Annotated in this window: 27 protein-coding genes and 1 riboswitch; of the genes, 5 read left to right on the top strand and 22 right to left on the bottom strand. The window is 30.8% G+C overall.

Annotation, left to right across the window (positions count from 1 at the left end):
- Positions 1 to 46: 46 nt before the first annotated feature.
- The 3 genes from MTX53_RS01710 to MTX53_RS01700 all read right to left on the bottom strand — a co-directional run bounded on the left by MTX53_RS01710 (position 47) and on the right by MTX53_RS01700 (position 3,106).
- Positions 47 to 2,206, bottom strand: coding sequence for a HAMP domain-containing methyl-accepting chemotaxis protein (locus MTX53_RS01710; protein ID WP_244834467.1), 2,160 nt, complete (start codon positions 2,204 to 2,206; stop codon positions 47 to 49).
- A gap of 126 nt (positions 2,207 to 2,332) precedes the next feature.
- Entirely contained in the window at positions 2,333 to 2,722 is a 390-nt protein-coding gene (locus MTX53_RS01705; RefSeq protein WP_244834466.1) for a hypothetical protein, read from the bottom strand.
- Positions 2,723 to 2,737: 15 nt separating this feature from the next.
- Entirely contained in the window at positions 2,738 to 3,106 is a 369-nt protein-coding gene (locus MTX53_RS01700; protein WP_244834465.1) for a DUF2089 domain-containing protein, read from the bottom strand.
- A 251-nt stretch (positions 3,107 to 3,357) separates the two neighbouring features.
- Here MTX53_RS01700 and MTX53_RS01695 point away from each other — a divergent pair, with 251 nt between their 5' ends.
- From MTX53_RS01695 to MTX53_RS01685, 3 genes are read left to right on the top strand one after another with little or no spacing between them, the layout of a single operon-like run.
- Complete coding sequence (locus tag MTX53_RS01695; protein WP_244834464.1) at positions 3,358 to 4,179, top strand: hypothetical protein; 822 nt, start codon at positions 3,358 to 3,360, stop codon at positions 4,177 to 4,179.
- Positions 4,151 to 5,179: a spore photoproduct lyase family protein gene (locus tag MTX53_RS01690; RefSeq protein ID WP_244834463.1), complete on the top strand. Its 1,029-nt coding sequence runs from the start codon at positions 4,151 to 4,153 to the stop codon at positions 5,177 to 5,179. The genes MTX53_RS01695 and MTX53_RS01690 overlap by 29 nt, the downstream gene beginning before the upstream one ends.
- Before the next feature lie 17 nt (positions 5,180 to 5,196).
- Positions 5,197 to 5,898, top strand: coding sequence for an SDR family oxidoreductase (locus MTX53_RS01685; RefSeq protein ID WP_348521793.1), 702 nt, complete (start codon positions 5,197 to 5,199; stop codon positions 5,896 to 5,898).
- A 1-nt stretch (position 5,899) separates the two neighbouring features.
- Here the strand turns inward: MTX53_RS01685 and MTX53_RS01680 are convergent, their stop codons facing one another.
- A complete protein-coding gene (locus tag MTX53_RS01680; protein WP_244834461.1) occupies positions 5,900 to 6,181 on the bottom strand; it encodes a DUF2325 domain-containing protein in 282 nt (93 codons plus the stop codon).
- 266 nt (positions 6,182 to 6,447) lie between these two features.
- Positions 6,448 to 7,725 (bottom strand): IS110 family transposase, encoded by a 1,278-nt coding sequence (locus tag MTX53_RS01675; protein WP_244834460.1) that lies wholly within the window; start codon positions 7,723 to 7,725, stop codon positions 6,448 to 6,450.
- Between the two features lie 1,189 nt (positions 7,726 to 8,914).
- On the opposite strand from MTX53_RS01675, the gene MTX53_RS01670 reads away from it, so the two are divergent.
- Positions 8,915 to 9,163, top strand: coding sequence for a hypothetical protein (locus MTX53_RS01670; protein ID WP_244834459.1), 249 nt, complete (start codon positions 8,915 to 8,917; stop codon positions 9,161 to 9,163).
- A 169-nt stretch (positions 9,164 to 9,332) separates the two neighbouring features.
- On the opposite strand, the gene MTX53_RS01665 is transcribed toward MTX53_RS01670, so the two are convergent.
- The 10 genes from MTX53_RS01665 to MTX53_RS01620 form a co-directional block, all read right to left on the bottom strand.
- Positions 9,333 to 9,674, bottom strand: a complete 342-nt coding sequence (locus MTX53_RS01665; RefSeq protein ID WP_244834458.1) for an energy-coupling factor ABC transporter substrate-binding protein — start codon at positions 9,672 to 9,674, stop codon at positions 9,333 to 9,335.
- On the bottom strand, positions 9,675 to 10,421 hold the full coding sequence (locus tag MTX53_RS01660; RefSeq protein ID WP_244834457.1) for an energy-coupling factor ABC transporter permease: 747 nt from the start codon (positions 10,419 to 10,421) through the stop codon (positions 9,675 to 9,677).
- Between the two features lie 135 nt (positions 10,422 to 10,556).
- Positions 10,557 to 10,754: riboswitch (cobalamin riboswitch) on the bottom strand.
- 49 nt (positions 10,755 to 10,803) lie between these two features.
- Positions 10,804 to 11,631, bottom strand: a complete 828-nt coding sequence (locus MTX53_RS01655; protein WP_244834456.1) for an ABC transporter ATP-binding protein — start codon at positions 11,629 to 11,631, stop codon at positions 10,804 to 10,806.
- A gap of 12 nt (positions 11,632 to 11,643) precedes the next feature.
- Positions 11,644 to 12,438 carry a cobalt ECF transporter T component CbiQ gene (cbiQ, locus tag MTX53_RS01650; protein ID WP_244834455.1) on the bottom strand — a complete coding sequence of 265 codons (795 nt, stop codon included), beginning with the start codon at positions 12,436 to 12,438 and terminating at the stop codon, positions 11,644 to 11,646.
- A gap of 120 nt (positions 12,439 to 12,558) precedes the next feature.
- Entirely contained in the window at positions 12,559 to 13,131 is a 573-nt protein-coding gene (locus tag MTX53_RS01645) for an HD domain-containing phosphohydrolase (RefSeq protein WP_244834454.1), read from the bottom strand.
- 50 nt (positions 13,132 to 13,181) lie between these two features.
- Positions 13,182 to 13,643 (bottom strand): transcriptional repressor, encoded by a 462-nt coding sequence (locus MTX53_RS01640; RefSeq protein ID WP_244834453.1) that lies wholly within the window; start codon positions 13,641 to 13,643, stop codon positions 13,182 to 13,184.
- 51 nt (positions 13,644 to 13,694) lie between these two features.
- On the bottom strand, positions 13,695 to 13,871 hold the full coding sequence (locus tag MTX53_RS01635) for a FeoB-associated Cys-rich membrane protein (protein WP_244834452.1): 177 nt from the start codon (positions 13,869 to 13,871) through the stop codon (positions 13,695 to 13,697).
- Positions 13,872 to 13,890: 19 nt separating this feature from the next.
- The gene (gene feoB, locus MTX53_RS01630; protein ID WP_244834451.1) at positions 13,891 to 16,089 is read right to left on the bottom strand and encodes a ferrous iron transport protein B; all 2,199 of its coding nucleotides are present in this window, start codon (positions 16,087 to 16,089) and stop codon (positions 13,891 to 13,893) included.
- Positions 16,090 to 16,164: 75 nt separating this feature from the next.
- A complete protein-coding gene (locus MTX53_RS01625) occupies positions 16,165 to 16,392 on the bottom strand; it encodes a ferrous iron transport protein A (RefSeq protein WP_244834450.1) in 228 nt (75 codons plus the stop codon).
- Between the two features lie 21 nt (positions 16,393 to 16,413).
- Entirely contained in the window at positions 16,414 to 16,623 is a 210-nt protein-coding gene (locus MTX53_RS01620) for a FeoA family protein (protein WP_348521791.1), read from the bottom strand.
- A gap of 197 nt (positions 16,624 to 16,820) precedes the next feature.
- Here MTX53_RS01620 and MTX53_RS01615 point away from each other — a divergent pair, with 197 nt between their 5' ends.
- A complete protein-coding gene (locus tag MTX53_RS01615) occupies positions 16,821 to 17,189 on the top strand; it encodes a metal-dependent transcriptional regulator (RefSeq protein WP_244834449.1) in 369 nt (122 codons plus the stop codon).
- Positions 17,190 to 17,523: 334 nt separating this feature from the next.
- On the opposite strand, the gene MTX53_RS01610 is transcribed toward MTX53_RS01615, so the two are convergent.
- The 7 genes from MTX53_RS01610 to leuC form a co-directional block, all read right to left on the bottom strand.
- Positions 17,524 to 18,465: a type I phosphomannose isomerase catalytic subunit gene (locus MTX53_RS01610; RefSeq protein ID WP_244834448.1), complete on the bottom strand. Its 942-nt coding sequence runs from the start codon at positions 18,463 to 18,465 to the stop codon at positions 17,524 to 17,526.
- Positions 18,466 to 18,715: 250 nt separating this feature from the next.
- Positions 18,716 to 19,729, bottom strand: coding sequence for a ketol-acid reductoisomerase (gene ilvC, locus MTX53_RS01605; protein WP_244834447.1), 1,014 nt, complete (start codon positions 19,727 to 19,729; stop codon positions 18,716 to 18,718).
- A gap of 31 nt (positions 19,730 to 19,760) precedes the next feature.
- Positions 19,761 to 21,419, bottom strand: a complete 1,659-nt coding sequence (gene ilvB, locus MTX53_RS01600) for a biosynthetic-type acetolactate synthase large subunit (RefSeq protein ID WP_244834446.1) — start codon at positions 21,417 to 21,419, stop codon at positions 19,761 to 19,763.
- A gap of 46 nt (positions 21,420 to 21,465) precedes the next feature.
- Positions 21,466 to 23,124, bottom strand: a complete 1,659-nt coding sequence (gene ilvD, locus MTX53_RS01595) for a dihydroxy-acid dehydratase (RefSeq protein ID WP_244834445.1) — start codon at positions 23,122 to 23,124, stop codon at positions 21,466 to 21,468.
- Between the two features lie 6 nt (positions 23,125 to 23,130).
- Complete coding sequence (leuB, locus tag MTX53_RS01590) at positions 23,131 to 24,213, bottom strand: 3-isopropylmalate dehydrogenase (protein WP_244834444.1); 1,083 nt, start codon at positions 24,211 to 24,213, stop codon at positions 23,131 to 23,133.
- 207 nt (positions 24,214 to 24,420) lie between these two features.
- Positions 24,421 to 24,909, bottom strand: a complete 489-nt coding sequence (leuD, locus tag MTX53_RS01585) for a 3-isopropylmalate dehydratase small subunit (RefSeq protein WP_244834443.1) — start codon at positions 24,907 to 24,909, stop codon at positions 24,421 to 24,423.
- Positions 24,910 to 24,925: 16 nt separating this feature from the next.
- On the bottom strand, positions 24,926 to 26,194 hold the full coding sequence (gene leuC / locus MTX53_RS01580; RefSeq protein ID WP_244834442.1) for a 3-isopropylmalate dehydratase large subunit: 1,269 nt from the start codon (positions 26,192 to 26,194) through the stop codon (positions 24,926 to 24,928).
- Positions 26,195 to 26,196 lie beyond the last annotated feature (2 nt).

Here is a 26,196-nt window from a genome sequence, read left to right as displayed (position 1 = left end):
TTATATCCCAAATAGTGCTATTTTAAAATGTTTAATGTCACCGTAACTACTTAAGTTTAAAGCCTTCAACTATTTCTTCCATATTATCTGATGAATAGTAAAGTGCATTTGTTGCCTTTTTTAGCTGTTTTATATTTTCAAGCATATTTTTTACCTTTTTTAGTGACTCTTTACTATCTTTTGAGCTATCTTTTGTGACTCTATTTGCTTTTTCAGCCTCTTCAGATACTCTAACAAGTACATCATTTACATCACTGCTCTGTTTTGATGTAACAGAAGATATTGATTTCATTGAGTCAGATATCATATTAATATCATTATTTACATCAGAAAATAAACTTATTGTATCTTTTACTCCTTGTATAGATACGTAAACATTTTTATCTATTTTGTCTGCATAAATACATGTATTTTCAGTTTGATTTTGTACATTATTTATTACATCTCTTATTGAATTTGTTGCACTTTCTGTTTCAAGTGCAAGTTTTGATATCTCCTTTGCAACTACTGTAAATCCCTTTCCACTTTCCCCTGCTCTTGCAGCTTCTATAGAGGCATTAAGAGAAAGCATCTGAGTTTGTCTGCTTATATCTTCTATTGTACTTATTACCTTTGTTATTTTATCTGAATGTTTTTGAAGTTCAGTTACAGAACTTACAGTATTTTTTATTATTTTTTCAAGATTTTCCATGCTCTTTAGAGATAAAACTGCATTATTATTAGCTTCTTTAGAACTATTATTTGTATTTTGAATAACTTGTGACATTTCAATAATAAGGCTGTCCATTTCCTGAATTGATGAAGAAATATCAGAGAACTTATTTTTCATATTCTGAAATACGCTATTCTGATTTTTAAAGTTTTCAAGAAGACTTACTATAGTGTCATATACGGTTGTTATTGCATCATGTATCTCTGTAGATATATTAGAAACTACGCTTACCGATTTTTTTGTTACCTTTGAAGATTTTTTTACTCGTTTAAGCATTGTCATCTGACTGTTTATAAATTTATTAAACCATCTTGAAAGTTCTCCTATTTCATCTTTTGACATCTTATCTACTCTCTTTGTAAGGTTTCCCTCACCTTCTGCTATATCTTGAAGTATGTCTACTGTTTTATTTAAAGGAGAAACAATAAATTTTCTACATATAAAAATACAGAAAACTGAAATTAAAATCCATGTTATAAAATCAGAAAATACATTATATGAATCCATAAATTTCTTTATTAAATTATTTAAAATAAGTAAAATTCCTGTAAATGATGATATTAAAAGAGGTATATAAAGATTAATTCCTTTAAAATCATAAATCTCATCAATATCGCCTTCACACATCATACCCCAGACTTCATCAGAATTTGGAGGATTTATTAAAGTTCCTTTTCCTCCAACTAAGATGTGTCTATAATCTGGATAGCCAGGCCATACATCCATGTTTTGTCCATTACTTATAGTATTTTTTATTCCCATATGAAGATTTTTTGTTTTGGGATCTGTAAATACTATTTCAAATTCAGTATGATTTTTTACCTTTACTTCGCCCCACTTTGCAGTCTTAACACCCTCTTTTAAATTATCCTCAAACCTGCTTCGTGAAATTGCAGCTCCAGTTTCTATCTGTCTGTTTGACTTTACCATAAATAGATAATTGTCCCCTGAATTTTTATATATATGAGTGTCCTCATCCTGAATTACATTACTCATATCATCATTTAACGCTCTGCAGCATAATATTCTCTTTTCATTTTCTTCATCTTCATATGGAACTGAAAACATAAGAGTAACTTCGTCAAAAAATTTCTTTTCGTTTATATCTGCATCAAGTGTACGCTCATCTATGTATGGTCCATACATAAACTTTTTCCCTTCAATTCCTTTTTTAAGGTTCTCTAAATCAGACATATTAGAATCTCTATGTTTAGCACATGAAGAAACTTTAACTTTTCCATTTGTGTCAATAACAAAGATTTCACAAAAATCTTCGTACTTTTTTACTACTTCTTCTAAATATTTATTTATGACACTTTTATCATTTTGAAGTGCTGTAAGCGACTCTTTAATGTTATTAACTTGTACCCACTTATCATCAAACCAATTGTAAAGTGCTTTTTTTCTTCCGTTTGAAATCCCCTCAAACACCTTTTTTGAATGTTCTTCAAGCCCACCATATAAAAAATGTTCCAATTTTACCCTTAATTTCATAAGCCCTGCCCCCTAAAACTAAAAGAGGCACTAATAATCTAAAAAGATTATCAGCGCCTCTTTGCGTAATATAATATAGATACATTATATCACTTTTTTCCAATAAGTAAATTAATTAACTTTAATTTACTCTATTACTACTTTTATTACATTTCCATCATTAGATGTGATATTTAAAATTTCTCCAACAGTTTCATTTTCAAATGATTCTGATATTGTACTTATAAGATCTGCCATATCAATTCCATTTATTCCTTCTGCCTGTATTGGGAGCTTTCCTGAAATTTTTAATATTGCTTTTATAGTTTTTACAGGAAGCTGAAAATTTAACTTATTACCATCATCACTTATCATTTTTATCTTTAAGAATCTGTCATTATAATTCTTCTTCTCAGTTTTTACTTCAATTATACTATTCTGACTTTTTGAAATTGCTTCAATAAGCTGTTTAGCTTCTGCAGCCGTAATTTTTCCTTCTTCAAGCATTTTTAAAATTTGATCCATATCTTTGCTCATAAAAAATCACCTCTTTTAATTTTCTTTTAATTTCTCTATAGCTTCAGATGCAGTTATTTCTCCATTTTCTAGTGCATCCAGTATGCTTTTTTTATATTCATCTTTTTCTTTCTCAGGTTTCACATTATATCCTAGTGCTTCTATTACTTCATCAAGCTTTGACCTTACTGTAGGATAAGATATTTTAAGTTCTTTTTCAACATCTTTTATGTTTCCTCTGCACTTTATAAATATCTCAATAAAATAAAGCTGCTCACTATTTAAATAATCAAATTTAGATAATGCAAATTCATTTTCAATAACAGTATTACAGCTGTCACATTTAAGCTTTAATACCTTAAGATTTCCAGAGCAGACTGGACATTTATTTATTACTTTATACATAATTATCCCCCCAATCTTTATTTATAATTTAACACTATTAATATATTTTGTAAATATTTCTAATCAATATATTTAATTATCATATTAATATTTTTAATTATTTATGCCGTTTTTATATCTGTATTTAAGTTTTATATTAATTATAGATATATTAAAGACTTTAAAAAATGATAATGCTATAATTAAGCTATAGAATATCTAAAAAATAGGAAAGGAGCTAGTTACTGTAAAAACAGGTAACATTAAATTTTATGATTTATATATGTACATCTATGTATGCAGAAGCAGAACCTTTTATAAAAAAGCTTAATTTAAAGAAAGATACTTCTATAACAAAATTTCAGCTTTTTTATGGTGGAAATTTTCTTCTTATTATAACTGGATGTGGAAAAATAAAAGCTAGTATATGTTTAACTTATATTCTTACAAAGAGAAATCCATCTCCATCAGATTTTATTTTTAATATAGGCTTATGCGGCTCTAAAAATTGTAATAATGAAGGTGATGCTTTTCTTATAAATAAGATAATTGATAATGATACTAAAAAATCATATTATACTGATGTATTATTTAAACATCCATTTAAAGAAAGTGATATAGAGACATTTTCTACTATAGTAAAAAAAGATGATACAGTATCATGTTCTCTTGCCGATATGGAAAGCAGCGGAATTTATGAATCAGCTTCTTACTTTTTTAAAACGTATCAGATATTTTTTATAAAAATAGTATCTGACTTTTTTAATGATTCTATTAAGAAAGATATAGAAAAGGTAAAATCACTTATTTATAAAAACTCTGATAAAATAATTACATTTTTAAATAAATTAGATAATGATTTTTCATATAAGACTAACATTTTATCAGAAGATGATGTAAAAACTATAGACACTATCTCCTGCAATCTCAAGTTTTCATCAAGTATGGAAAATGAGCTAAAACGCATTATAAAATATAATAATTTAAAATCTAAGGGTGTTTTTAAAATAACAGATTCATTATCCAATTTAAAATGCGGATGCAAAAAGGAGGGAAAAATCATCCTTGAAAAAATTAAACAAAGATATATTTAATCAATATTTTTCTCATATTTATATTGAAAAAAAAGCTCTTAATCATCCAAATACTAAGAAGATATTATCCTACTTTAAATCTTCTGAAAAAGTAATAATAGACCACTATAAAGATATCTTTTCAAGAAGCCATCAAGATTTTTATCTTCAAAAACAAAGTCCAAGCCTTATACTTGCAGTAAAAACTGATAATATTATATACAAAGGTGCAAGGTTTTGTGATGATTTTGGAAATGTATATTTTTACTATACATCAAGCATGAAAAACTGCATTTATAACTGTGAATACTGCTATCTTCAAGGTATGTATCCATCAGCAGATATCGTCATATTTGTAAATATAGAAGATATATTTAATGAAACAAGTGCTCTTTTAAAAAAGCATCCAGTATATCTATGTATTTCATATGATACTGATATTCTCGCTTTTGAAAATGTGCTTCATTACGCAAGACAATGGATAAACTTTGCAAAGAAAAATAAGGCTTTAAAAATTGAACTTAGAACAAAAAGTGCAAATTTTAATTCTATAGAAGATGTCCCTCCATCAGATAATGTAATTCTTGCATGGACTTTATCACCAGATACAATTGCAAAAAATTATGAATCTAAAACTCCATCATTAAATGAAAGACTTTTAAGTGCAAAAAAAGCGATAGATAAGGGCTTTAATGTTAGGATATGCTTTGATCCCGTTTTATATCTAAAAAATTGGCAGGAAAATTATAAAAATCTTATTGAAAAAACATTTAAAGTTCTTCCTAAAGATAAAATCTATGATGTAAGCATAGGCGTTTTTAGAGTTTCCTCATATTATCTTAAAATAATGAGAAAGGCAAGATTTGATTCTGTAATATTAAATTATCCATTTGAAACAAAAAATAAAATGTGCACATATAATAAGAAGTTATCCACAAAAATGATATCATATATCTCCTATATTGTTAGTAAATATATAGATAAAAATAAAATCTATACAGATGACTTTTTAAATAATTAATAAACTAAAAGAAAGGAATGATTTTTTTGAAAAATGCAATAGTTACAGGGGGTTCATCAGGAATTGGCTTAAGTATATCAAAAAAGCTTTTGTCTTTAGGCTTTAAAGTCTATGCAGTAGGAAGAGATTTTTCAAATTCAGATGTAGATGATGAAAATTTTATAAAGGTAAAATGTGATATGCTTGATGTCCACTTTTTTATAGATACTGTAAAAAATATAAATAAGAAATCACCTGTTTTTCTTCTCGTTAATAATGCAGGTATAGGCTATTTTGGACTTCACGAAGAGTTAAACTTAAAAAAAATACATGAAATAGTAACAATAAATCTTGAAATTCCAATGATACTTTCACAAATTTTAATGCGTACTTTAAAAAAGAATAAAGGATATATAATAAATATATCATCAATAGAAGCTAAAAAGACAAGTCCTCATGGATGTGCATATGGTGCTTCAAAAGCTGGTCTCACCCATTTTTCAGAAAGCCTTTTTGATGAAAATAGAAAATATGGAGTAAAAATAGTCACAATACATCCAGACATAACAAAAAGCAATTTCTATAGAAACGCAGATTTTAAAGAAGGTTTATCTTTAGATACATTTTTAAACCCTGATGATATAGCAGACGCTGTAGAATTTATTTTGAATATGCGCTCAAACATACTTTCAACAGATATTACACTGCGCCCTCAAAAACATATGATTTCCAAAAAATAAATTACATACAGACTTTTTGAAGAATCTCATTTAAAGCATTCTGACTGCTTGTATGGCTTCTTACAATTGACGCATTTCTCTTCTCTGCTTCAGCTGTTGCACATCTTACCATCTTGTGCGACACCGTACTTGTAAATAATATAATAAGATCAGGACTTCCTATCTGACCTTTAAGATTTCCAGGCATTTTTGTAAATACCTTCGCCTTACACTTATGATCCTTACATATTTTCTTATATTGACAGACCATCCTGTCATGTCCTCCAATTATTACAACACTCATAGATATTCTCCTTTCAGGTTAGTTATCTCTAACACATATTAATAATACCTAACATAGCGTTTTTAGTCAATGTTATTAATGATTAAGTTTTTTCAAATGAAAAATTGCAATTGAGAATGTACGTACTAAATGACAAATTGTTAAAGCAATTTGGTAATAGGTCAAGAGAAAAATGAAAATAATTTTGAATAATTTTTATAAAAAAAGTCAACACTAATAGACATACAGTCTGGCGGGAATGTATGTTCGCCAAATTATGTATTAAGTTATCTATCTACACTATCTGCAGAATAGAGTTGATTTTTAGCCAGCAATCCAAAAATCAAACGAATTAATTTACGAGATGTTAACGCAAGTGCTCGTTTATGTTGATGAGTAGTAACTTCAGCGTATTTCTTTTTATAGAATTTTTCATATTCCGGAATGTGTCTTATGACACTTGTAGTAGCTTCTATAAGATAATAACGCAAATATCTGTTACCAGCTTTGCTCATAGGTGTTTTTTCAGCTTTAAAACTACCGGATTGATTTTCCTTCCATACGATACCGGCATATTTTGCAACGGTATCATTGTTAGGAAAGTTTTTTATGCTACCTAGTTCGGCGATTATACCACTAGAGTATACAGGACCAAATCCAGGGATTGACATCAAGATTTGATATTCGTTAGCATTTAAACCCTTTACAGTTTTTTCGATAGCTCTGTTAATAGTTTTTAGTTGATTTTGAAATGCCTGAATACAGTTAAAAGAACAGGCAATAGAAGTTGTAAGGGGTTCATATAAACATTTATCAAGCCGATACGAGTTTCGCGCCGCTTGCTGCAGAATTTCAACAGTAAGTTCAGGATTAGAAATTTGTTTTCGGCTTTTTTTATTTACGAAATTCACAAGCTCCTCCATGGGAGTATTTGCGATATCTTCAGTAGACAAAAATTCTGTTAATATTGATGATGCAGTTGCTCCAAATTTGTCTGAAAAAGGATGCTTTTCATCATCTAATAAAGCAAATTCACTAAATTTGAGAAATACATTTGAAAGCATATAGGTTTTTTCTCTTGTTAAGGAATTTGCTATATGAAGCCTATGTCTTGTAAGTCTTTGCAAAGCAAGATATTGAGAGCCATGCCATGGTTCGATATGTATTCTCCCAACCCTTGCAAAATCAGCAATTACAAATGAATCTATACCATCATTTTTATTGAGGTCATTAAATGATTTTTTGTAGTTAGCAATCTCCTTTGGATTTAAACAATAAACATATGGTTTATATGGCATTAATATTTCACTTGTTGATAAAAAATTAGCGATGTGAACTCCGTAAAACGAAGTAGATTCTAATCCAATTATTACAGATCTATAAATATTATTTTTTAATACATCAACAAGCATAGTTTCAAGCTGCTTTGCACCGGTCTGCGTATTCGCGACCGCTTTCATTTTAATTAAAAAATCTTGATTGAAATTTAAAGCAGAAACAACATTTTCTCGTGAACTTATATCAATTCCTACAAATAGCGTTGATAAGTAATTTATATTCTTCATAAAATCACCACCTTTCAAATATAATAAGGAAGTTAAAAAGGAATTATCCTAATTCAGAATATTAACTGAACCCTCGCGTAATCAGCATTCATCCAAACCGAAATACCTTGCTGGCGGCTACGGTAGGAGATGCAACATTTGTGTAAGCAGAATTTGATATTCTGATTAGGCAGCAAGCTTTAAAGGCAATAACATAATGTTTTGCAGGACAAATGCGGCTGTAACCTTTGTTAATTTCCATTACGGATATTTTAACATTAGGATAATTCTTTATAAATATTTTTTTGAAATATAGATTTAGAAAGCAGATAAGAATGAGTAACAAAATATCGGGAGAACTCCCATAGGAAAAAAGACACTTTCTTTATTCTATATAATAAAAATAGGTTTATAATAAGAAAATTTCTTATTACAAACCTATTATACGAGGACAACTACAAATGACAAACTTTCAAAGGACAAATGACAAATGTGGTGGAAATTCCGCAGGAATTTCATTGTATGTTTTTTTGCGATTCTCGCAAAAAAATAAAGCTTTCGCCTGAAGCGAAAGCTAAATATAAAGTTTCTGCGATTTTGAGCAGAAACATCCACAATTGTCCTTTGTCCTTTGGATTGTCAATTCACAATATTGTGAATTTAACCTATAATTTAACATAAAAGGTTTTAAAATAAATTTTAAGGCAACGTAAAAAGACACCCCATCAAACAAAATGTAGTGTCTATTTTCTAATATAAATTAAATAAATCTAATGGCCCTAAAACTAAAAACGTTCTAGGATTAGCTTAGTAATTCGCAGTTACTAAGCTTTTCTTATTTATATTATACCAAATATTTAAATAAAATAAACAAATTAAATAATAAATCTCGTAAAACAGCAACCTCTAATTTTAAATCACTATATTCATTTTGTAATTTTTTATATTCTTTTTTATAATTAACGATGCTTTATTAAAGTATTCTTATTTTTTATAAGTGTATTTTTTATATATAAATCAAATAAATATATAAAAAATGAACATACCAATAGCTCACTTTGTATAATATATCCTTTAGAAATAAAAAATAATATATTAATAATTGACTTTCCGTTTATTTGTTATATAATTGAATCAGACATAAATATTTAATATTATTCGATAATATCAAATATTTATAAATAATTTTTTAAAAAAGGAGCTTTTAGCTATGAAATCAAAACTAACAGATCAACATAAATTAATGGCTTACATACTTAATAAAGAAATGAACTATAGTATGACTGCTATTGGAGTATTAATGAAAGTTTCTCAGTCAACTATTAGTAATGCAATAAAAGAAGTAGACTTTAGAAGAACTGTTTCTAATTTAAAAGCAGAACTTGCAGAAGCAAAATCTGCTTTGGTAGAATTAGGTTATAACGAACCAACTATATTACCTCCAAATCCTAACAAATAAGAGTAAGGAGCTATCGCACTAATTTTTTAGTGCAACAGCCCCTCATATATTCAAGTTTCTGCGCTCAAGCAGAAACTTCCACAATTGTCAATTTTTATATTAATTTAGGTTTCTGCGATTTTGAGCAGAAACAACCATCTTTGTCATTTGTCATTTGTCCTTTGTCCTTTTATTTGTCCTTTGTCCTTTGTGCTTTGTCATTTGCAAGGTCTGTCCATTTCTTTCTCTCAACGAATCTTCCCATAAAGAATGAAAACACTCCAACTCCTATTCCTGTCTGAATGCAGAATAAAAGACTTTCAACTTCTCCTGGAAGTTCTCCGTTTATAGCTTTTTCAAAAACTGGTGTAAACCAAGGTTCATATTTGTCGCCTTTTATTTCTTCTATCATTTCACTTCCTGCATCATCAGAGCCTGAGAATTCTGCTCCTTTTAATGTGAAAAGAGGCACCATAGCTATAAGCACTACAAGTATTAATAATGTTATTACTGTCTTCTTATTCTTACTCATCTATTTCTCCCCCTTTAAAAACCCAATAGCTGAAAGTTCAGATTTTGCGTATGTTTCAAGTCCTATAATTATAATTACTGTTAGTATTCCTTCTATAATTGCAAGTGGAACTTGTGTAGGTGCAAAAACTCCTAAGAACTTAAAAACAGATGCTAAAACTCCTCCATTTTGAGATGGATAAGCTATCGCTAATTGAAAACTTGTTACGCAGTAAGTAAAAAGATCACCTAAAGCTGCTGCTATAAATATTGATACTTTTCTGTTTACTTTTACTTTTTTTAATAAAATATATAATACATAAGATAATATCGGTCCTGCAATTGCCATTGAAAAAGTATTTGCTCCAAGTGTTGTTATTCCACCATGGGCAAGCATAATTGCCTGAAAAATAAGTACGATAATTCCGAGTATGCTTACTGCAAATGGTCCAAATAAAAGTGCTCCAAGTCCTGTTCCTGTCATATGTGAACAGCTTCCTGTTACAGATGGTATCTTAAGAGATGAAAGTACAAAAATAAATGCACCTGCCATCGCAATAAGTATTATAGATTTTCTATCTGTTTTAAGTGTCTTTTTTAATGATACAAATCCTGCAATTAAAAAAGGTATACAGATAACTCCCCATAATACACAAAATTTGGGCTGAAGGTATCCTTCCATGATATGCATTCCATAAGCTGATGGAATTACTGAAAATGAGATAATAAGAGCGGTTAAAAACCTTAATAGTTTTTTATTTTTTTCCATTTTTATTCCCCCTTAAAATAAAATAATGCCATAAATCTAATGATTCCCACTCATTAAACTGGCATTACAAAATAACCCCCTAAAAATTTTCTTTTAAAAGGTTTCTTTGATATTTAAGTCATCGCTCGTAACTTAAAATCATGCGCTATAGTGGGCAGGTCTTCTGACTCAAGTATCATGCACTTAAATAGCCTTCCCAAAATATATTAATTTCAGTGGCATCAAAAATAAGCTACACTTACACAGCGGCGGGACCGTAAAGGAATTTCACCTTTTTCCCTATTATCCTGTAAAAAATTTTTTTTCACAGGCACCCTCTATATTATTAAATTATACGATTTTAATTGTATAATAAGAACTTCAATATTGTCAATTAATTATTTCATATCATCTCCTTAAATTCCTCTATATTCTTTGGATAAATATTCTCTTTAACAATATTTTTTTCTAAAAGAGACTCATAGACATCTAAAAGTATTGGCTTTTTTAAATTTGCTTCTTTAATAACATCCTTATTTTTAAAAATATTAACAGGAGTATCATCTGCAATTATTTTTCCATCACTAAATACAACTATCCTTTCTGCCCATCTATATGCAAAATCAACATCATGTGTTGAAATAAGAAGAGTTTTCCCTTCATCTGCAAGTTTTGATAGAACATTTTCAAGCATCTGTGCATTTAATGGATCAAGTGATGCTGTAGGTTCATCAAATATAATGACTTTACTTTTCATAGCAATTATATCTGCAATAGTAACTTTCTTTTTTTCTCCTCCACTTAAATAATGCGGCGGTCTTAATTTAAATTCACTTATATTCATATAAGAAAGTGCCATGTCTACTCTTTTTTTTACCTCATTTTTTGGAAGTTTTAAATTCATAGGTCCAAATGAAACTTCTGCAAGAACTGTCGATGCAATTATCTGATTATCTGCATCTTGAAATACTATTCCTACATTTTTTCTAAGCTCATTAACATCTTTTTTGGTTATCTCTTTATCTTTAAAAAATATCTGCCCTGAAGATTTTCTTAAAACACCATTTAAATTCAAAAAGAATGTGGATTTTCCTGCTCCATTTGAACCCATTACTGCTATCTTTTCACCTTTTTTTATATTAAGATTAATGTTTTTTAATACATCTTTATCCTCATCATATGAATAACATAAATCCTTAACTCTTAATATATATATGTCCTTATTGTCCATAAATTCATCTCCTTACTTTAAAAATATTTTAAGCGCTATAAGAAAAATAAAATATACTGAAAAAAGTATTATATTTAAACTTGTAACTCTCTTATCCTCTTCAATAAAGTGCATAGTGCCATCATAACAGCGTGACTCTGCTGCCATATAATACGAATCTGCTTTTTTTAAAGATACAATTAAAAGATTAGAAAGAGAATTTCCAAATGAATGAAGTGCAGCTTTAAATGTTGAATATCCAAGCCTTGATTCTGCTGCATTTTTCATTCTGCCTTGAGAATCCATAAGTATAAAAATAAACCTATATATCATATTCATAAGTTCAATTATAATTTCTGGAACGTGTATTTTTTTAAGTACACAGATTATTTCAGATGCAGGAGTTGATAAAGTTATCATATACATTGAAGATACTGCACCAAATGCTTTTAGTATAAGATAAAACATATCTAATATGCTTTCATTTGTCGTGTAAATATAAAAGAAATGAAAATTTAAATTATACTGTCCATATGGATAATGAGATATTGAAATAGCTACGGTAATACTTGCAAGAATCATAAATATAAATGGAATTTTAAGAAGTAATATGTACTTTTTTAAATTGAGTTTTCCAATAAAAACAGTAATAAACCCCATTATTATGATTGCAGAAAGTGAAACATATACATTATCTAAAATAATACAGAAAAGAAGCGATAGAAACCCAAAAAGCACTTTATATGAGCTGTTTAAACCTCTTATTTGTGACATATACGCATAATAATCTATTCTATATACTCCATCATGATTATGATTTGCCTTCATTTACCATCACCCCCTTTTATTTATATTCATTCTTTATTATTTTAAGGTACTTATAATAAAATAACAAATAAAAAAATCAGGCTTTATCCTTTTAATTAAAGAATAAAACCTGAATTTTTTCTATTTTATAGTAATAATTCTCTCCCAATTTCTCAAAACGCATTCACCTATTAATGGATCATACATTATACCAATATTTTTTTCTATCTCTCTATAGCAAAATGAAAAATCATGTGCTTTTCGATAACTTCTATTTGACGTAATAGCATCTATTGAATCACATACTGCTATTATCCTTGAGCCTAAAGGAATGTTTTTTCCTTTAAGCTTAAGTGGATATCCATTCCCATCAAATCTTTCATGATGACATAAAACCATGTCTTTAACTTCTCTTAAATGATGAGATTTACTTAAAATGTTTGCTCCAATTTCAGGATGCTTTTTTATCTCGCCCCATTCCTCATCATTTAACTTGCCATTTTTATTTAAAATAGCATCTTTTATACCTATCTTCCCAATATCGTGAAGATGTGCTGCTATGTGTATCTTTTCAATTTCATCTTCACTAAGTTCTAATAGCCTGCACACTTCAAGCGCCATATCGCTTACCCTTTGAGAATGACAGGCTGTATATGAATCTTTTGCATCAAGCGCACTCATAATACATTCAATTATTTCATGGTAGTCAATCATTAAACCTCCTAATAAGCAAATACTATAGATCATATCATAAAATTTTCTCTCTACTCTTTTTGAACAGTTACGCTTTTTATTTCCTCACTATTTATATATCCGCATACTTTAAGTCCTCGCGAGATAACTTCTTTAAGCTTGTTAGCTGATAAACATATTTTGTTTTCATCATCGAGTTCCACAACACACGCATTCTCTATATTATGTTCAATACTGCAATCAATTTTATATATATTATTTCTCTTTATAGCTCCTATTTCTTCTAAAACGCTCATCATACGATATACAGTAGCTGTACCAATACTTTTATTTGCTTTTACAGCTTTATAATAAATCTCTTTACAGTTTGCACATTCATTTTCTAAAACAATATCAAGAAGCATCAGTCTTTGTTTTGTTATACGATATTTTCTCTCCTGAAGCTTTCTAATAACTGCCTTTTTCTGCATCTGCGTCCTACAGTAATTTCTAGAATCATGTGCCTTCTTCCTTAAATATGTCTGATTTTCCATTTTAAAATTAATTCTCCTATCTCTAACTTTGATGCGAGTTTTTCAATAAGCTTATTTTTTAATAACTATATTATTTCTTTGATCTTTTATATTGCTTCCACAACTTCCACCACATGAACCGCAATTGCATCCACATGATGACTTGCCATTTTTCTTATCATGAACCATTTTTCTTACTATAAGAAATACGACTCCTAAAATAATTAACCCTACGATAACTGTTCCCATAAATTATACCTCCTAATTTCTATTTCATATTAGCTGCTACACTGCTTAAATTAACATCAAGCTTGTCACTTTCCTTATAAGGTTTTAATAACATGTAAGCAAAGAATATTATTATTGCAAATCCTGCAATAGTTCCAATTCCAAGTGTACCAGTTGTTATAAACATTGCCATTTGATAGATACATAATGATACTAAATATGCAAATCCTGTTTGATATCCTATTGCAAATAAGAACCATTTTGGACTATTCATTTCTCTTTTTATTGCTCCCATAGCTGCAAAGCAAGGTGCACATAAAAGGTTAAATACTAAGAATGAATAAGCTGCAATTGCTGTCATGCTAGAAGCTAAGCTTGCCCATATCTCAGTTCCATCTTCTGCAACTTCTGCATATCCATATAAAATACCGAATGTACCAACAACATTTTCTTTAGCTATAAGACCTGTTACTGTTGCAACTGCACTCTTCCAATCTCCAAATCCAAGAGGAATAAATATTACACTTATATAATTTCCAATTACAGCTAATACACTGTGATCAAGCTGCATTTCATCAAGCATTGCAAACTGTCCATCTACCCATCCAAAACTCTTTAAGAACCATAATATAATAGTTGAAAGAAGAATAATTGTTCCTGCTTTTTTTATGAATGAGTAAGCTCTTTCCCACATGCTTCTCAAAACATTTAAAACTGTTGGCATATGATATTCTGGAAGTTCCATAACAAATGGAGCAGGTTCACCACTGAACATCTTAGTTTTCTTTAACATAATACCTGAAAGAATAATTGCCATAATTCCTACAAAATAAGCACTTGGGGCTACCCACCATGCACCATTAAATAAAGCTCCTGCTATAAGAGCGATTATTGGAAGCTTTGCTCCACAAGGAATAAATGTTGTAGTCATAATTGTCATTTTTCTGTCTCTGTCATTCTCAATTGTTCTTGATGCCATAATTCCAGGGACACCACATCCAGTTCCTATAAGCATAGGTATGAATGATTTTCCTGAAAGACCAAATTTTCTAAAGAATCTATCCATTATAAATGCAACTCTTGCCATGTATCCACATGATTCTAAGAATGCAAGGAATAAGAATAATACAAGCATCTGTGGAACAAATCCAAGCACTGCACCAACTCCACCAACAATTCCGTCAATAATTAATCCAGAAAGCCAGTCTGCACATCCAATTGATTCTAAAACGTAAGTTACGAAATCTGGTATTGATGAAACGTGAAGGGATTCTATACCAAGGAAGTTCCATCCATCTGCAAATACTCCATCATTAACCCAGCCATTTGCTGCTGATCCAACAGTTGTTACTGATACATAATAAACAAGAACCATAACAAGTGCGAAAATAGGAAGTGCCAAATATCTATTTGTAACTATTCTATCAATTTTATCTGAAGCACTCATTTTTTGCTTTCTAGTCTTTTTTAAGCATGAATTTATAATTGATGATATATATTCATATCTTTCATTAGTTATAATACTTTCAGTATCATCATCAAATTCATTTTCAAGTATTCCTATTTCTGCTGATACATCAGGAGGATTAATATCAATCATTTCACTAATTTTATTATCTTTTTCTAATAATTTAATAGCAAAGAATCTTTTTTGATTTTCAAGTACACTGTTTCCAAGCTTGTCCTCTACATTTGCAATTATTTTTTCTACTTTAGGTGCAAATTTGTGAACAGTACCAGAATACTTTTTATTTTCTGCTACAGATATTATTTTATCTACTGCATTTTGAATTCCTGTACCTTTTAATGCTGAAATTTCAACGACCTCGCATCCAAGCTTGTCCTTCAAAGATGAGATATTTATTTTGTCTCCTCTTTTTTCCACTATGTCTGCCATGTTAACAGCCATTACAACTGGAATTCCAAGTTCTATAAGCTGAGTTGATAAGTAAAGATTTCTTTCAAGATTTGTTCCATCTACAATATTTAATATTGCATCAGGTTTTTCAGAAATGAGATAGTTTCTTGCAACCACTTCTTCTAATGTATAAGGTGATAATGAATAAATTCCGGGAAGATCCATAACTTTAACATCTTTATGTCCTTTAATTCTTCCCTCTTTTTTCTCAACTGTTACTCCAGGCCAGTTTCCCACAAACTGATTTGAACCTGTAAGTGCATTAAACAATGTTGTTTTTCCGCAGTTTGGATTACCTGCGAGTGCTATTTTAATTTCCATGTATTAACTCCTTCCAATATAAAACGTAGTTTTATAACACTATTATTAATTAGCCTAAGCTAACCTAATGACATACTATTCTACTTCAATCATTTGAGCATCAGCTTTTCTGATTGAAAGTTCATAACCTCTTACTGTTATTTCAATAGGATCTCCAAGAGGTGCTACTTTTCTTACAAAAACATCAACTCCTTTAGTTATTCCCATATCCATGATACGTTTTTTAACAGCCCCTTCCCCTCTAAGCTTTACAACTTTTGCCTCCATACCACATGGTAGCTCTTTAAGTGTTTTAAATTTCATAAAAATAATTCCTTCTTTCTTTTAGACTAATATCTTATTTGCCATGTCTTTGCCAATAGCAACTCTTGAATCTTTAACATTTACTATAATGTTTCCACCAATTGCAGATATAACAATTACTGGTTCTCCTGTGACAAATCCTAAGTTTTCTAAAAATCTTTTTGTTTTGTCTAATCCTCCAACTCTTTTTATTATATTTGATTCACCTGTTCTCACCATAGTTAAATGCATAATAAATCATCTTCTTTCTGAAATTTGTTTTCTAATAATACTGAAAATCATTCTCACTTGATACAATTACTATATTCTAACTTCTGTTTCGTGTCAATAACTTTATTGATAAATTATTATCAATATTATTTGAAAGAAACTTATTTTAATGGTATACTAACTATAATTTCATATGACTAACTATAGGAGGTGTTTATATGAAACAAAATGAATCAGCAGAAAATTATCTTGAAACAATATTAATTTTAAGCAAAAAACTTCCTGTTGTACGATCAGTTGATATAGCTAATGAGCTTGGTTACAAAAAATCAAGTGTAAGTGTTGCTATGAAAAATCTTAGAGAAAAGCATCACATAACTGTAACAGATTCAGGATTTATATATTTTACAGAATCCGGTAAATACATCGCAGAAATGATTTTTGAAAGACATAGAATTTTATCTTCATGTCTTATAAAACTCGGTGTAAATGAAAAAACAGCATCAGAAGATGCTTGCAGAATTGAACATGTTATAAGCAGCGAAAGTTTTGATGCTCTAAAAAAACATATTTCTAAAATGAAATAGAATACAAATGACATGTTAAAGGACAAATTGTTAAAGGACAAATGACAAATGTGGTGGAAATCCTGTGCAATTGAGAATTAATAATGGATAATGGATAATTCAGGTGGAAATTCCTACGGAATTTCATTGTATGTTTTTTTGCGATTCTCGCAAAAAATAAAGCTTTCGCCTGAAGCGAAAGCTCATATATTTTGGTTTCTGCGCTCAAGCAGAAACTTCCACAATTGTCAATTGTCAATTGTCAATTTTTACATTAATTTAGGTTTCTGCGATTTTGAGCAGAAACATCCCTCTTTGTCCTTTGTCATTTGTGCTTTGTCATTTACTTTACCCTTTATCTATTAGGATAACTTTTTAATAAAGTAGCTTTTCCTTCTACTCTATATTCACCTAGATATGCAGGAATTAAATAGCTGTCTCCTACTTTTATTTCTTCTTTGTATCCTCCATCTGACTTAATTACTCCACTTCCATCTACACATGTTAGTATAGAAAATCTTTCTCTCTCGCTTATATCTTTAAAGCTTGTATTTACATTTATTTTCTCCACATCAAAATATTTATTATGACATAAAGTTATTTTTTTATTGTCATATTCTACTTCTCTATCTTTATTTAAATTTTCACATGTAAGATTAAAATCAATTACATCTAGAGCCTTTTTAAGATTAGTCTTTCTTCCTCTATCATAATCATAAACTCTATATGTAATATCACTATTTTGCTGAATTTCTGCGAGTATTACACCTTCACCTATAGCATGTACAAGTCCACTATTTATTAAAAAGAAGTCTCCTTTTTTAACATTAACTCTATTTAAATACTTAGAAAGTTTTCCTGATTTTGCTGCATCTTCAAACATACCTCTTGTATAACAATTCTTCGTTCCAACAATAATTGATGCTCCTTCTTTCGCATCAATAACATACCAGCATTCTGTTTTCCCATATTCATTTTCATTTCTCATAGCATACTCATCTCCAGGATGAACCTGAACAGAAAGTTTTTCTTTAGAATTTATTATTTTAACAAGAAGTGGGAATCTCTTTTCTGATACTTTATCTCCTACAAGTGATTTTCCTAAAACGCTTATTAAATCATTAAACCTTACCCCTTTATATTCTCCATTTTTAACTATTCCTATCCCATTTTTGTGACATGCAATATCCCAGCTCTCTCCAATATTACCTTTTGGAAGATTACTTCTAAATTTTTTTAAGTCTCTTCCTCCCCAGATTTTCTTATAATATAAGTTATCAAATTTTATTGGATACATAGTGAATTTCCCCTTTATTTGAAATATATTCATTCTTTACTAAATATATTTCTAGGGATTTTAAATATTAATACAAAATAAAAAAAACTGCTCTACCAAATGACAAAGGACAGGTGACAAAGTACAAATGGGGTAGAAATTCTTTCAGAATTTCATTATATGTCTTTTGCGACTTGCGCAAAATAAAATAAGCTTTCGCCTGAAGCGAAAGCTTATATTATAAATTCTAAATATTTTACTATTTTAAAATTTAGTTGTTGATTAATTTGTCTTCTTCATTCCAGCTGTAAAGTTTACGTACTTCTTCTCCAACTTTTTCTGATGGATGTTCAGCTGCTAATCTTCTCATTGCTCTAAAGTGAGCCTGACCACCTGCTGACATATCAAGTAAGAATTCTTTTGCAAATGTTCCATCTTGGATATCAGATAAAACTTTCTTCATAGCTTTCTTAGTTTCTTCTGTAACGATCTTAGGTCCAGTTACATAATCACCATATTCAGCAGTATTTGAGATTGAGTATCTCATTCCTGCAAATCCTGACTGGTTGATTAAGTCTATGATTAATTTCATTTCATGAATACATTCAAAGTAAGCATTTCTTGGATCATATCCAGCTTCGCATAATGTTTCAAAACCTGCTTGCATAAGTGCGCAAACACCTCCGCAAAGGATAGCCTGTTCTCCAAATAAATCTGTTTCAGTTTCTGTTCTAAATGTTGTTTCAAGAACTCCTGCTCTTGCTCCTCCAATTGCATTTGAATAAGCAAGTGCCATTTCTAATGCTTTTCCTGTTGCATTCTGATGTACAGCTACTAAGCAAGGAACTCCTTTTCCTGCTAAGTATTCACTTCTTACAGTATGTCCTGGTCCTTTTGGAGCGATCATTGTTACATCAACGTCCTTAGGTGGAACGATCTGTTCAAAATGAATGTTAAATCCATGAGCGAACATTAACATATTTCCTGCTTCTAAGTTTGGTTCTACATCTTTCTTGTACATAGATGCCTGTAATTCATCATTTATAAGAATCATGATGATATCAGCCCATTTGGCTGCCTCTGCAGCAGTATAAACTTTAAGCCCCTGTTTTTCTGCTTTTGGCCATGATTTACTTCCTTTATATAAACCAACTACAACATCACATCCTGAATCTTTAAGATTTAGAGCATGTGCATGACCTTGGCTACCATAACCGATGACAGCTATTTTCTTTCCTTTCAATAAGTTAAGATCTGTGTCTTTTTCATAATACATTTTTTGCATAATATATGCCCTCCTTATTTTTTATTGCTTTTTATTTTTCAGTCATTATCTGACTTATTGGTGCACCTGGTGCAACCATTGGATAAACCTTTTTATCAGTGTCTATTAAATAATCTATTATTACAGGTCCCTTTGAATTTAGAGCTACTTTTAACGCATAATCAAGTTCTTTTTCATCAGTAACTTTTATACCTTTTGCTCCAAAAGCTTCTGCAAGTTTTACATAATCTGTAGGCCTATTTAATGTGGTCTCTGAATATCTACCGCCATAAAATAATGTCTGCCATTGTCTTACCATTCCAAGACAATTATTATTCATTATAATTTCAACAATTGGCAGATTATTTTTTACTGCCGTAACTATCTCATTACAATTCATTCCGAAACTTCCATCACCAGCTATATTAAACACTTTTCTGTCCATTCGTCCAGTCTGTGCTCCTATAGCTGCCCCTAATCCATAGCCCATTGTTCCAAGACCACCTGAACTTATAAAGGTTCTTGTATTTTTAAATATGAAATTCTGTGCTGCCCACATCTGATGTTGACCAACTTCAGTGGTTATCACAAAGCTTCCATCATTTAACGTATTTAATTTATTAAATAATAATTCTGGAGTAAGTGTGTCTCCAAAATTAGTTTTTGGCTTTTCTTTAAGACTATTTATTTTTTCATTCCATTCTTTTTTTTCTGACTTATTTACACGCATCATCAATTTTAAAAGTGCTTCTTTAAGATCACCTACAAGTGATGCTGTAACTTTAACATTTTTATTAATTTCTGCAGGATCTACATCTATATGGAGTATCTTTGCATTTTTTATATCTTCCTTGCTTCCTATCACTCTATCGCTAAATCTTGCCCCAAGTGCAATTAATAAATCACACTGTGTTGCTGCAATATTTGAAGCTTTTGTTCCATGCATTCCTATAAGTCCTGTATAAAGTTTATGCTCATTTGGAAATGATGAAACCCCCATAAGTGATGTTGAAACAGGTGCATCTATTTTTTCTGCAAATTCAATAAGCTCATCTGTAGCTTCTGAAATTCCAACTCCGCCTCCTGCATATATAAATGGTCTTTTACTTTCATTTATTAAATCAATTGCTATTTTTAACTTGTCTTCCGTTAAAAACTCTGTTTTTCTTCTAATCTCCATTGGCTTAAGCTTTTTATATTCAGCTTTATTTGCAGTAACATCTTTTGGAATATCGATAAGAACAGGCCCCGGTCTTCCACTTTGTGCTATATAAAATGCTTTTTTTATCGTTTCCTCAAGATCATTTACATCTTTAACAATATAATTATGCTTTGTAATAGGCATTGTAATTCCTTTTATATCAACTTCTTGGAAACTATCTTTACCAAGAAGTGGTACTGCAACATTTCCAGTAATTGCAACCATAGGAACTGAATCCATATATGCTGTTGCAATTCCTGTAACTAAATTTGTTGCTCCTGGCCCTGAGGTTGCAAGGCATACCCCAACTTTTCCAGTTGCTCTTGCATATCCATCAGCTGCATGAGCAGCATTCTGCTCATGGCTTGTAAGCACATGGTGTAATTTATCTTTATATCTATAAAGTTCATCATAGATATTTAATACTGCACCCCCAGGATATCCAAAAATTGTATCAGTGCCCTCGTCAATAAGAGACTTTAGAAGGATTTCTGCTCCAGTTAATAACATCGTCTCAACCCCTTTAAAACTTATTGTTTTATTACTTATTACTTTACTACTTTAGTATTGCCCCTTCTGATGCTGAACTTACAAGCTTTGCATATCTTGCTAAATATCCTTCTTTAACTTTTGGCTCGATAGGCTTAAAATTCTTTCTTCTTTCTGCAAGCTCTTCATCAGATAATTTAACTTCAAGTTTTGCGTTTTCTATATCTATTGAAATAATATCCCCATCTTTTATAAGTCCAATTGGACCTCCATCTGCTGCTTCAGGAGAAACGTGCCCAATTGATGCTCCTCTTGTAGCTCCGCTGAATCTTCCATCTGTAATAAGAGCAACTGATCTATCAAGTCCCATTCCTGCAACTGCTGCTGTTGCTTGAAGCATTTCTCTCATTCCAGGTCCACCCTTTGGTCCTTCATATCTTATTACAATTACATCCCCAGATTGAATTTTCTTATCAAATATAGCTTTATTTGCTTCTTCTTCTGAATCAAATACTCTTGCAGGTCCCTCATGTTTAAGCATTTCAGGTAAAACTCCTGCTCTTTTTACAACAGAACCTTCTGGTGCTAAATTTCCTCTTAGTATTGCAATTCCGCCTGTTTTGCTATATGGATTATCAATGTCTCGTACAACTTCATGTTCCTCATCAAATATGCCTTTGATATTCTCTCTTTGAGTTTTTCCAGTTACAGTCATTGTATCAAGATCTAAAAGTTTCTTTTTATCAAGTTCATTCATTACAGCTGCAACTCCACCAACTTCATATAATCTTTCAATATGAACATCTGATGCTGGTGCTAATTTACAAAGGTCTGGAGTTTTTGCTGAAAATTCATTTATAATATCAAGATTCATATTTACTTTTGCTTCATGTGCTATTGCTGTCATATGAAGTACACTATTTGTTGAACATCCAAGTGCCATATCAACTTTAAGTGCATTATAAATACTCTTTTCTGTTACTATATCTCTTGGCTTTACATCTTTCTTTAAAAGATCCATTACAGCCATACCTGCTTTTTTAGCAAGTCTTAATCTTTCTGAATATACAGCTGGAATAGTTCCATTTCCAGGAAGTGCTAAACCTAATACTTCACAAAGACAATTCATTGAATTTGCTGTAAACATTCCTGAACATGAACCACATGTTGGACACGCACATTTTTCAAGATCGCATAATTCATCTTTAGTCATCTTTCCATCTTCGTATGAACCAACTGCTTCAAACATTGATGAAAGTGAGACTGCTTTTTTCTTATAGTGACCTGCAAGCATTGGACCTCCACTTACCATAACTGAAGGGACATTAACTCTTAATGATGCCATTAACATACCAGGTACAATCTTGTCACAGTTTGGAACAAGTACTAATGCATCAAGCGCATGTGCTTTTGCAAGACATTCAACTGAATCTGCAATAAGTTCTCTTGTGACTAATGAATATTTCATTCCACCATGGCCCATTGCAAGACCATCACATACTCCTATGGCAGGCACTACAAATGGAGTACCTCCAGCCATTAAGACTCCTTTTCTTACTGCTTCTACTACTTTGTCAAGATTCATATGTCCTGGAATTATTTCGCTTTGAGAAGATACTATTCCAACTAAAGGTCTCTTCATTTCTTCATCTGTAAGGCCAAGCGCTCTAAGTAGTGATCTTTGTGCCGCTCTATCTAAGCCTTTTTTCATTACATCACTTTTCATAAATAATTACTTCCCTTCTTTAACTCTTTGGCAAACTAAGTCTCCCATTTCTTCTGTTTTTACTTTCTTTTTTCCTTCGCTCATTATATCGCCTGTTCTATATCCGTCTTCAAGCACTTTCATAACTGCTTTTTCTATTGCTCTTGCTTCTTCTTCAAGGTTAAAGCTGTATCTTAACATCATTGCTGCTGATAAAATTGTAGCAAGTGGATTTGCAATTCCCATTCCTGCAATATCAGGAGCACTTCCATGTATTGGTTCGTACATTCCTAAAGTTCCATCTCCAAGTGATGCTGATGGAAGCATTCCTATTGAACCTGTTACCATACTTGCTTCATCTGATAAAATATCTCCAAACATATTAGAAGTTACTATAACATCAAACTGTGTAGGATCTTTTACAAGCTGCATTGAAGCATTATCTACATATAAATAGTTAACAGAAACTTCTGGATACTCTTTTGACATTTCTGCCATTACTTTTCTCCACAATCTTGAAGATTCAAGAATGTTTGCTTTATCAACGCATGTAAGTTTCTTTTTTCTCTTCATTGCTGTTTCAAAACCGATTTTTACGATTCTTTTTATCTCAACTGTATTATATTTTTCTGTATCATGAGCTGTTTCAACTCCGTCTACTACTTCTTTTCCTCTTTCTCCAAAATAAATACCTCCTGTAAGTTCTCTTACAATTGCAATATCTATTCCATCTTTAACGATGCTGTCTTTTAATGGTGAAGCATTCTTAAGAGGTTTATATAAAACTGCTGGTCTTAAATTGCAATATAAATTCATTCCACCTCTTAATCCTAAAAGAGCCTGTTCTGGTCTTACTTTTGCATCTGGATTATCCCATTTTGGTCCTCCAACTGCTCCTAAAAGTACGGCATCACTATTTTTACAAACATCTAATGTTTCTTTTGGAAGTGCTTCCCCACATTTATCAATAGCACATCCTCCAGCAAGTACATACTCATATTCAAATCTATGTCCAAACTTTTCACCTACTGTTTTTAAAACTTTAACGGCTTCTTTTACGATATCAGGACCAATTCCATCTCCTTTAATTACAGCTACTTTACATTTCATATTAAAAATCCCCCTTATTTATATAAAACCTAAATAATTGATAATGTATAATGTATAATTGATAATTTAAGGATGAAAATCCATAGGATTTTCTACCTTAATTAATAATTATCAATTATTAATTGTAATCATGGTTGCAGGGGGTCAACATCCTGCATCCAATGATTCTTCTAACTTATTACTTCAAACTAATTTGTCAATTGTCATTTATCTATTGCTTTTTATATATCCAATTAATCCATCGCTGTCTATAATCTTTTGCATAAACTCTGGGAAAGCCTCTCCCTGATATTGCTCATTTTTTGTTAAGTTCTTAATAACTCCTGTTGAAAAATCAACTTCAAGTTCGTCTCCTGCTTCAATTTTATTAACAGCTTCTTCACATTCTAATATTGGAAGCCCTATATTAATAGAATTTCTGTAGAAGATTCTAGCAAATGTCTTAGCTATAACGCAGCTTACTCCTGCAGTTTTTATAGCAAGTGGTGCATGTTCTCTTGATGAACCGCATCCAAAGTTTTTATCTGCTACAATGATGTCTCCATTTTGTACTTTTTTAACAAACTCTTTATCAATGTCTTCCATACAATGTGCTGCAAGTTCTTTTGGATCTGATGTGTTTAAATATCTTGCAGGAATTATAACATCTGTATCTACATTATCTCCGTATCTGAATACTTTACCTTTTACGCTCATCTTAAAAAACCTCCCCTTACTTAGCTACTTTCTCTGGATCTGTGATTTCTCCAGTTATTGCTGATGCTGCTGCTACTGCTGGACTTGCTAAATATACTTCTGATTCAACGTGTCCCATTCTTCCTACAAAGTTTCTGTTTGTAGTAGATAATGCTCTTTCTCCTTTTGCTAATATTCCCATATGTCCTCCAAGACAAGGTCCACATGTAGGAGTAGAAACAATTGCTCCAGCTTCAACTAAGTCTTTTATGATTCCTTCTTCTAAAGCCTGAAGGTATATCTTCTGAGTTCCTGGAATTACAATACATCTTAATCCCTTCTTAACTTTCTTTCCCTTTATAATGTCTCTTGCAATTCTTAAATCTGTCATTCTTCCATTTGTACAAGAACCAATAACTACTTGATCAAGCTTAACCCCTACGCTTTCATCAATTGTCTTTGTATTCTCTGGAAGATGTGGAAATGCAACTGTTGGTCTTAAAGTGCTTAAATCTATTTCATATGTTTTGTCATAAACTGCATCTTCATCAGCTTCATATTTTTTCCACTTTTTGTTTGGTGCATGTTCTTTTAAGTATTCTTCTGTTTTTTCATCAACTGGGAAGATTCCATTCTTTCCACCTGCTTCAATTGCCATATTTGCAATTGTAAATCTGTCATCCATTGAAAGATAGTTAAGTCCATCACCTGTGAATTCCATTGATTTATATAATGCTCCATCAACGCCTATCATTCCAATGATGTGAAGAATTATATCTTTTCCACTTACCCATTTTGCAGGTTTATTTTTTAATACAAATTTTAATGCTGAAGGTACTTTAAACCAACACTTTCCTGTTGCCATTCCTGCTGCCATGTCTGTTGAGCCTACCCCTGTTGAAAAAGCTCCAAGTGCCCCATAAGTACATGTGTGTGAATCTGCCCCTATTACTGCATCTCCTGCAACTGCTAGCCCCTTTTCAGGAATAAGGCAATGTTCTATACCCATCTGACCTACTTCAAAGAAATTTTCAATCCCCATTTTATTAGAAAACTCTCTGACGTATTTAACTTGTTCTGCAGCCTTAATATCCTTGTTCGGTGTAAAATGATCTGGAACTATTGCTATCTTAGTTTTGCTAAATACTTTATCAGCATTAAATTTCTTAAATTCATTTACGGCAACCGGAGTTGTAATATCATTTCCAAGTACTAAATCAAGATTTGCCTCAATTAATTGTCCTGCTCTTACGCTGTCAAGTCCTGCATGAAAAGCTAAAATCTTCTGTGTCATTGTCATTCCCATTT

Origin of the sequence: Clostridium sp. BJN0001 (assembly GCF_022869825.1) — a bacterium.
GTDB lineage: Bacteria > Bacillota > Clostridia > Clostridiales > Clostridiaceae > Clostridium.
This window is presented reverse-complemented; position numbering and strand designations above follow the sequence as displayed.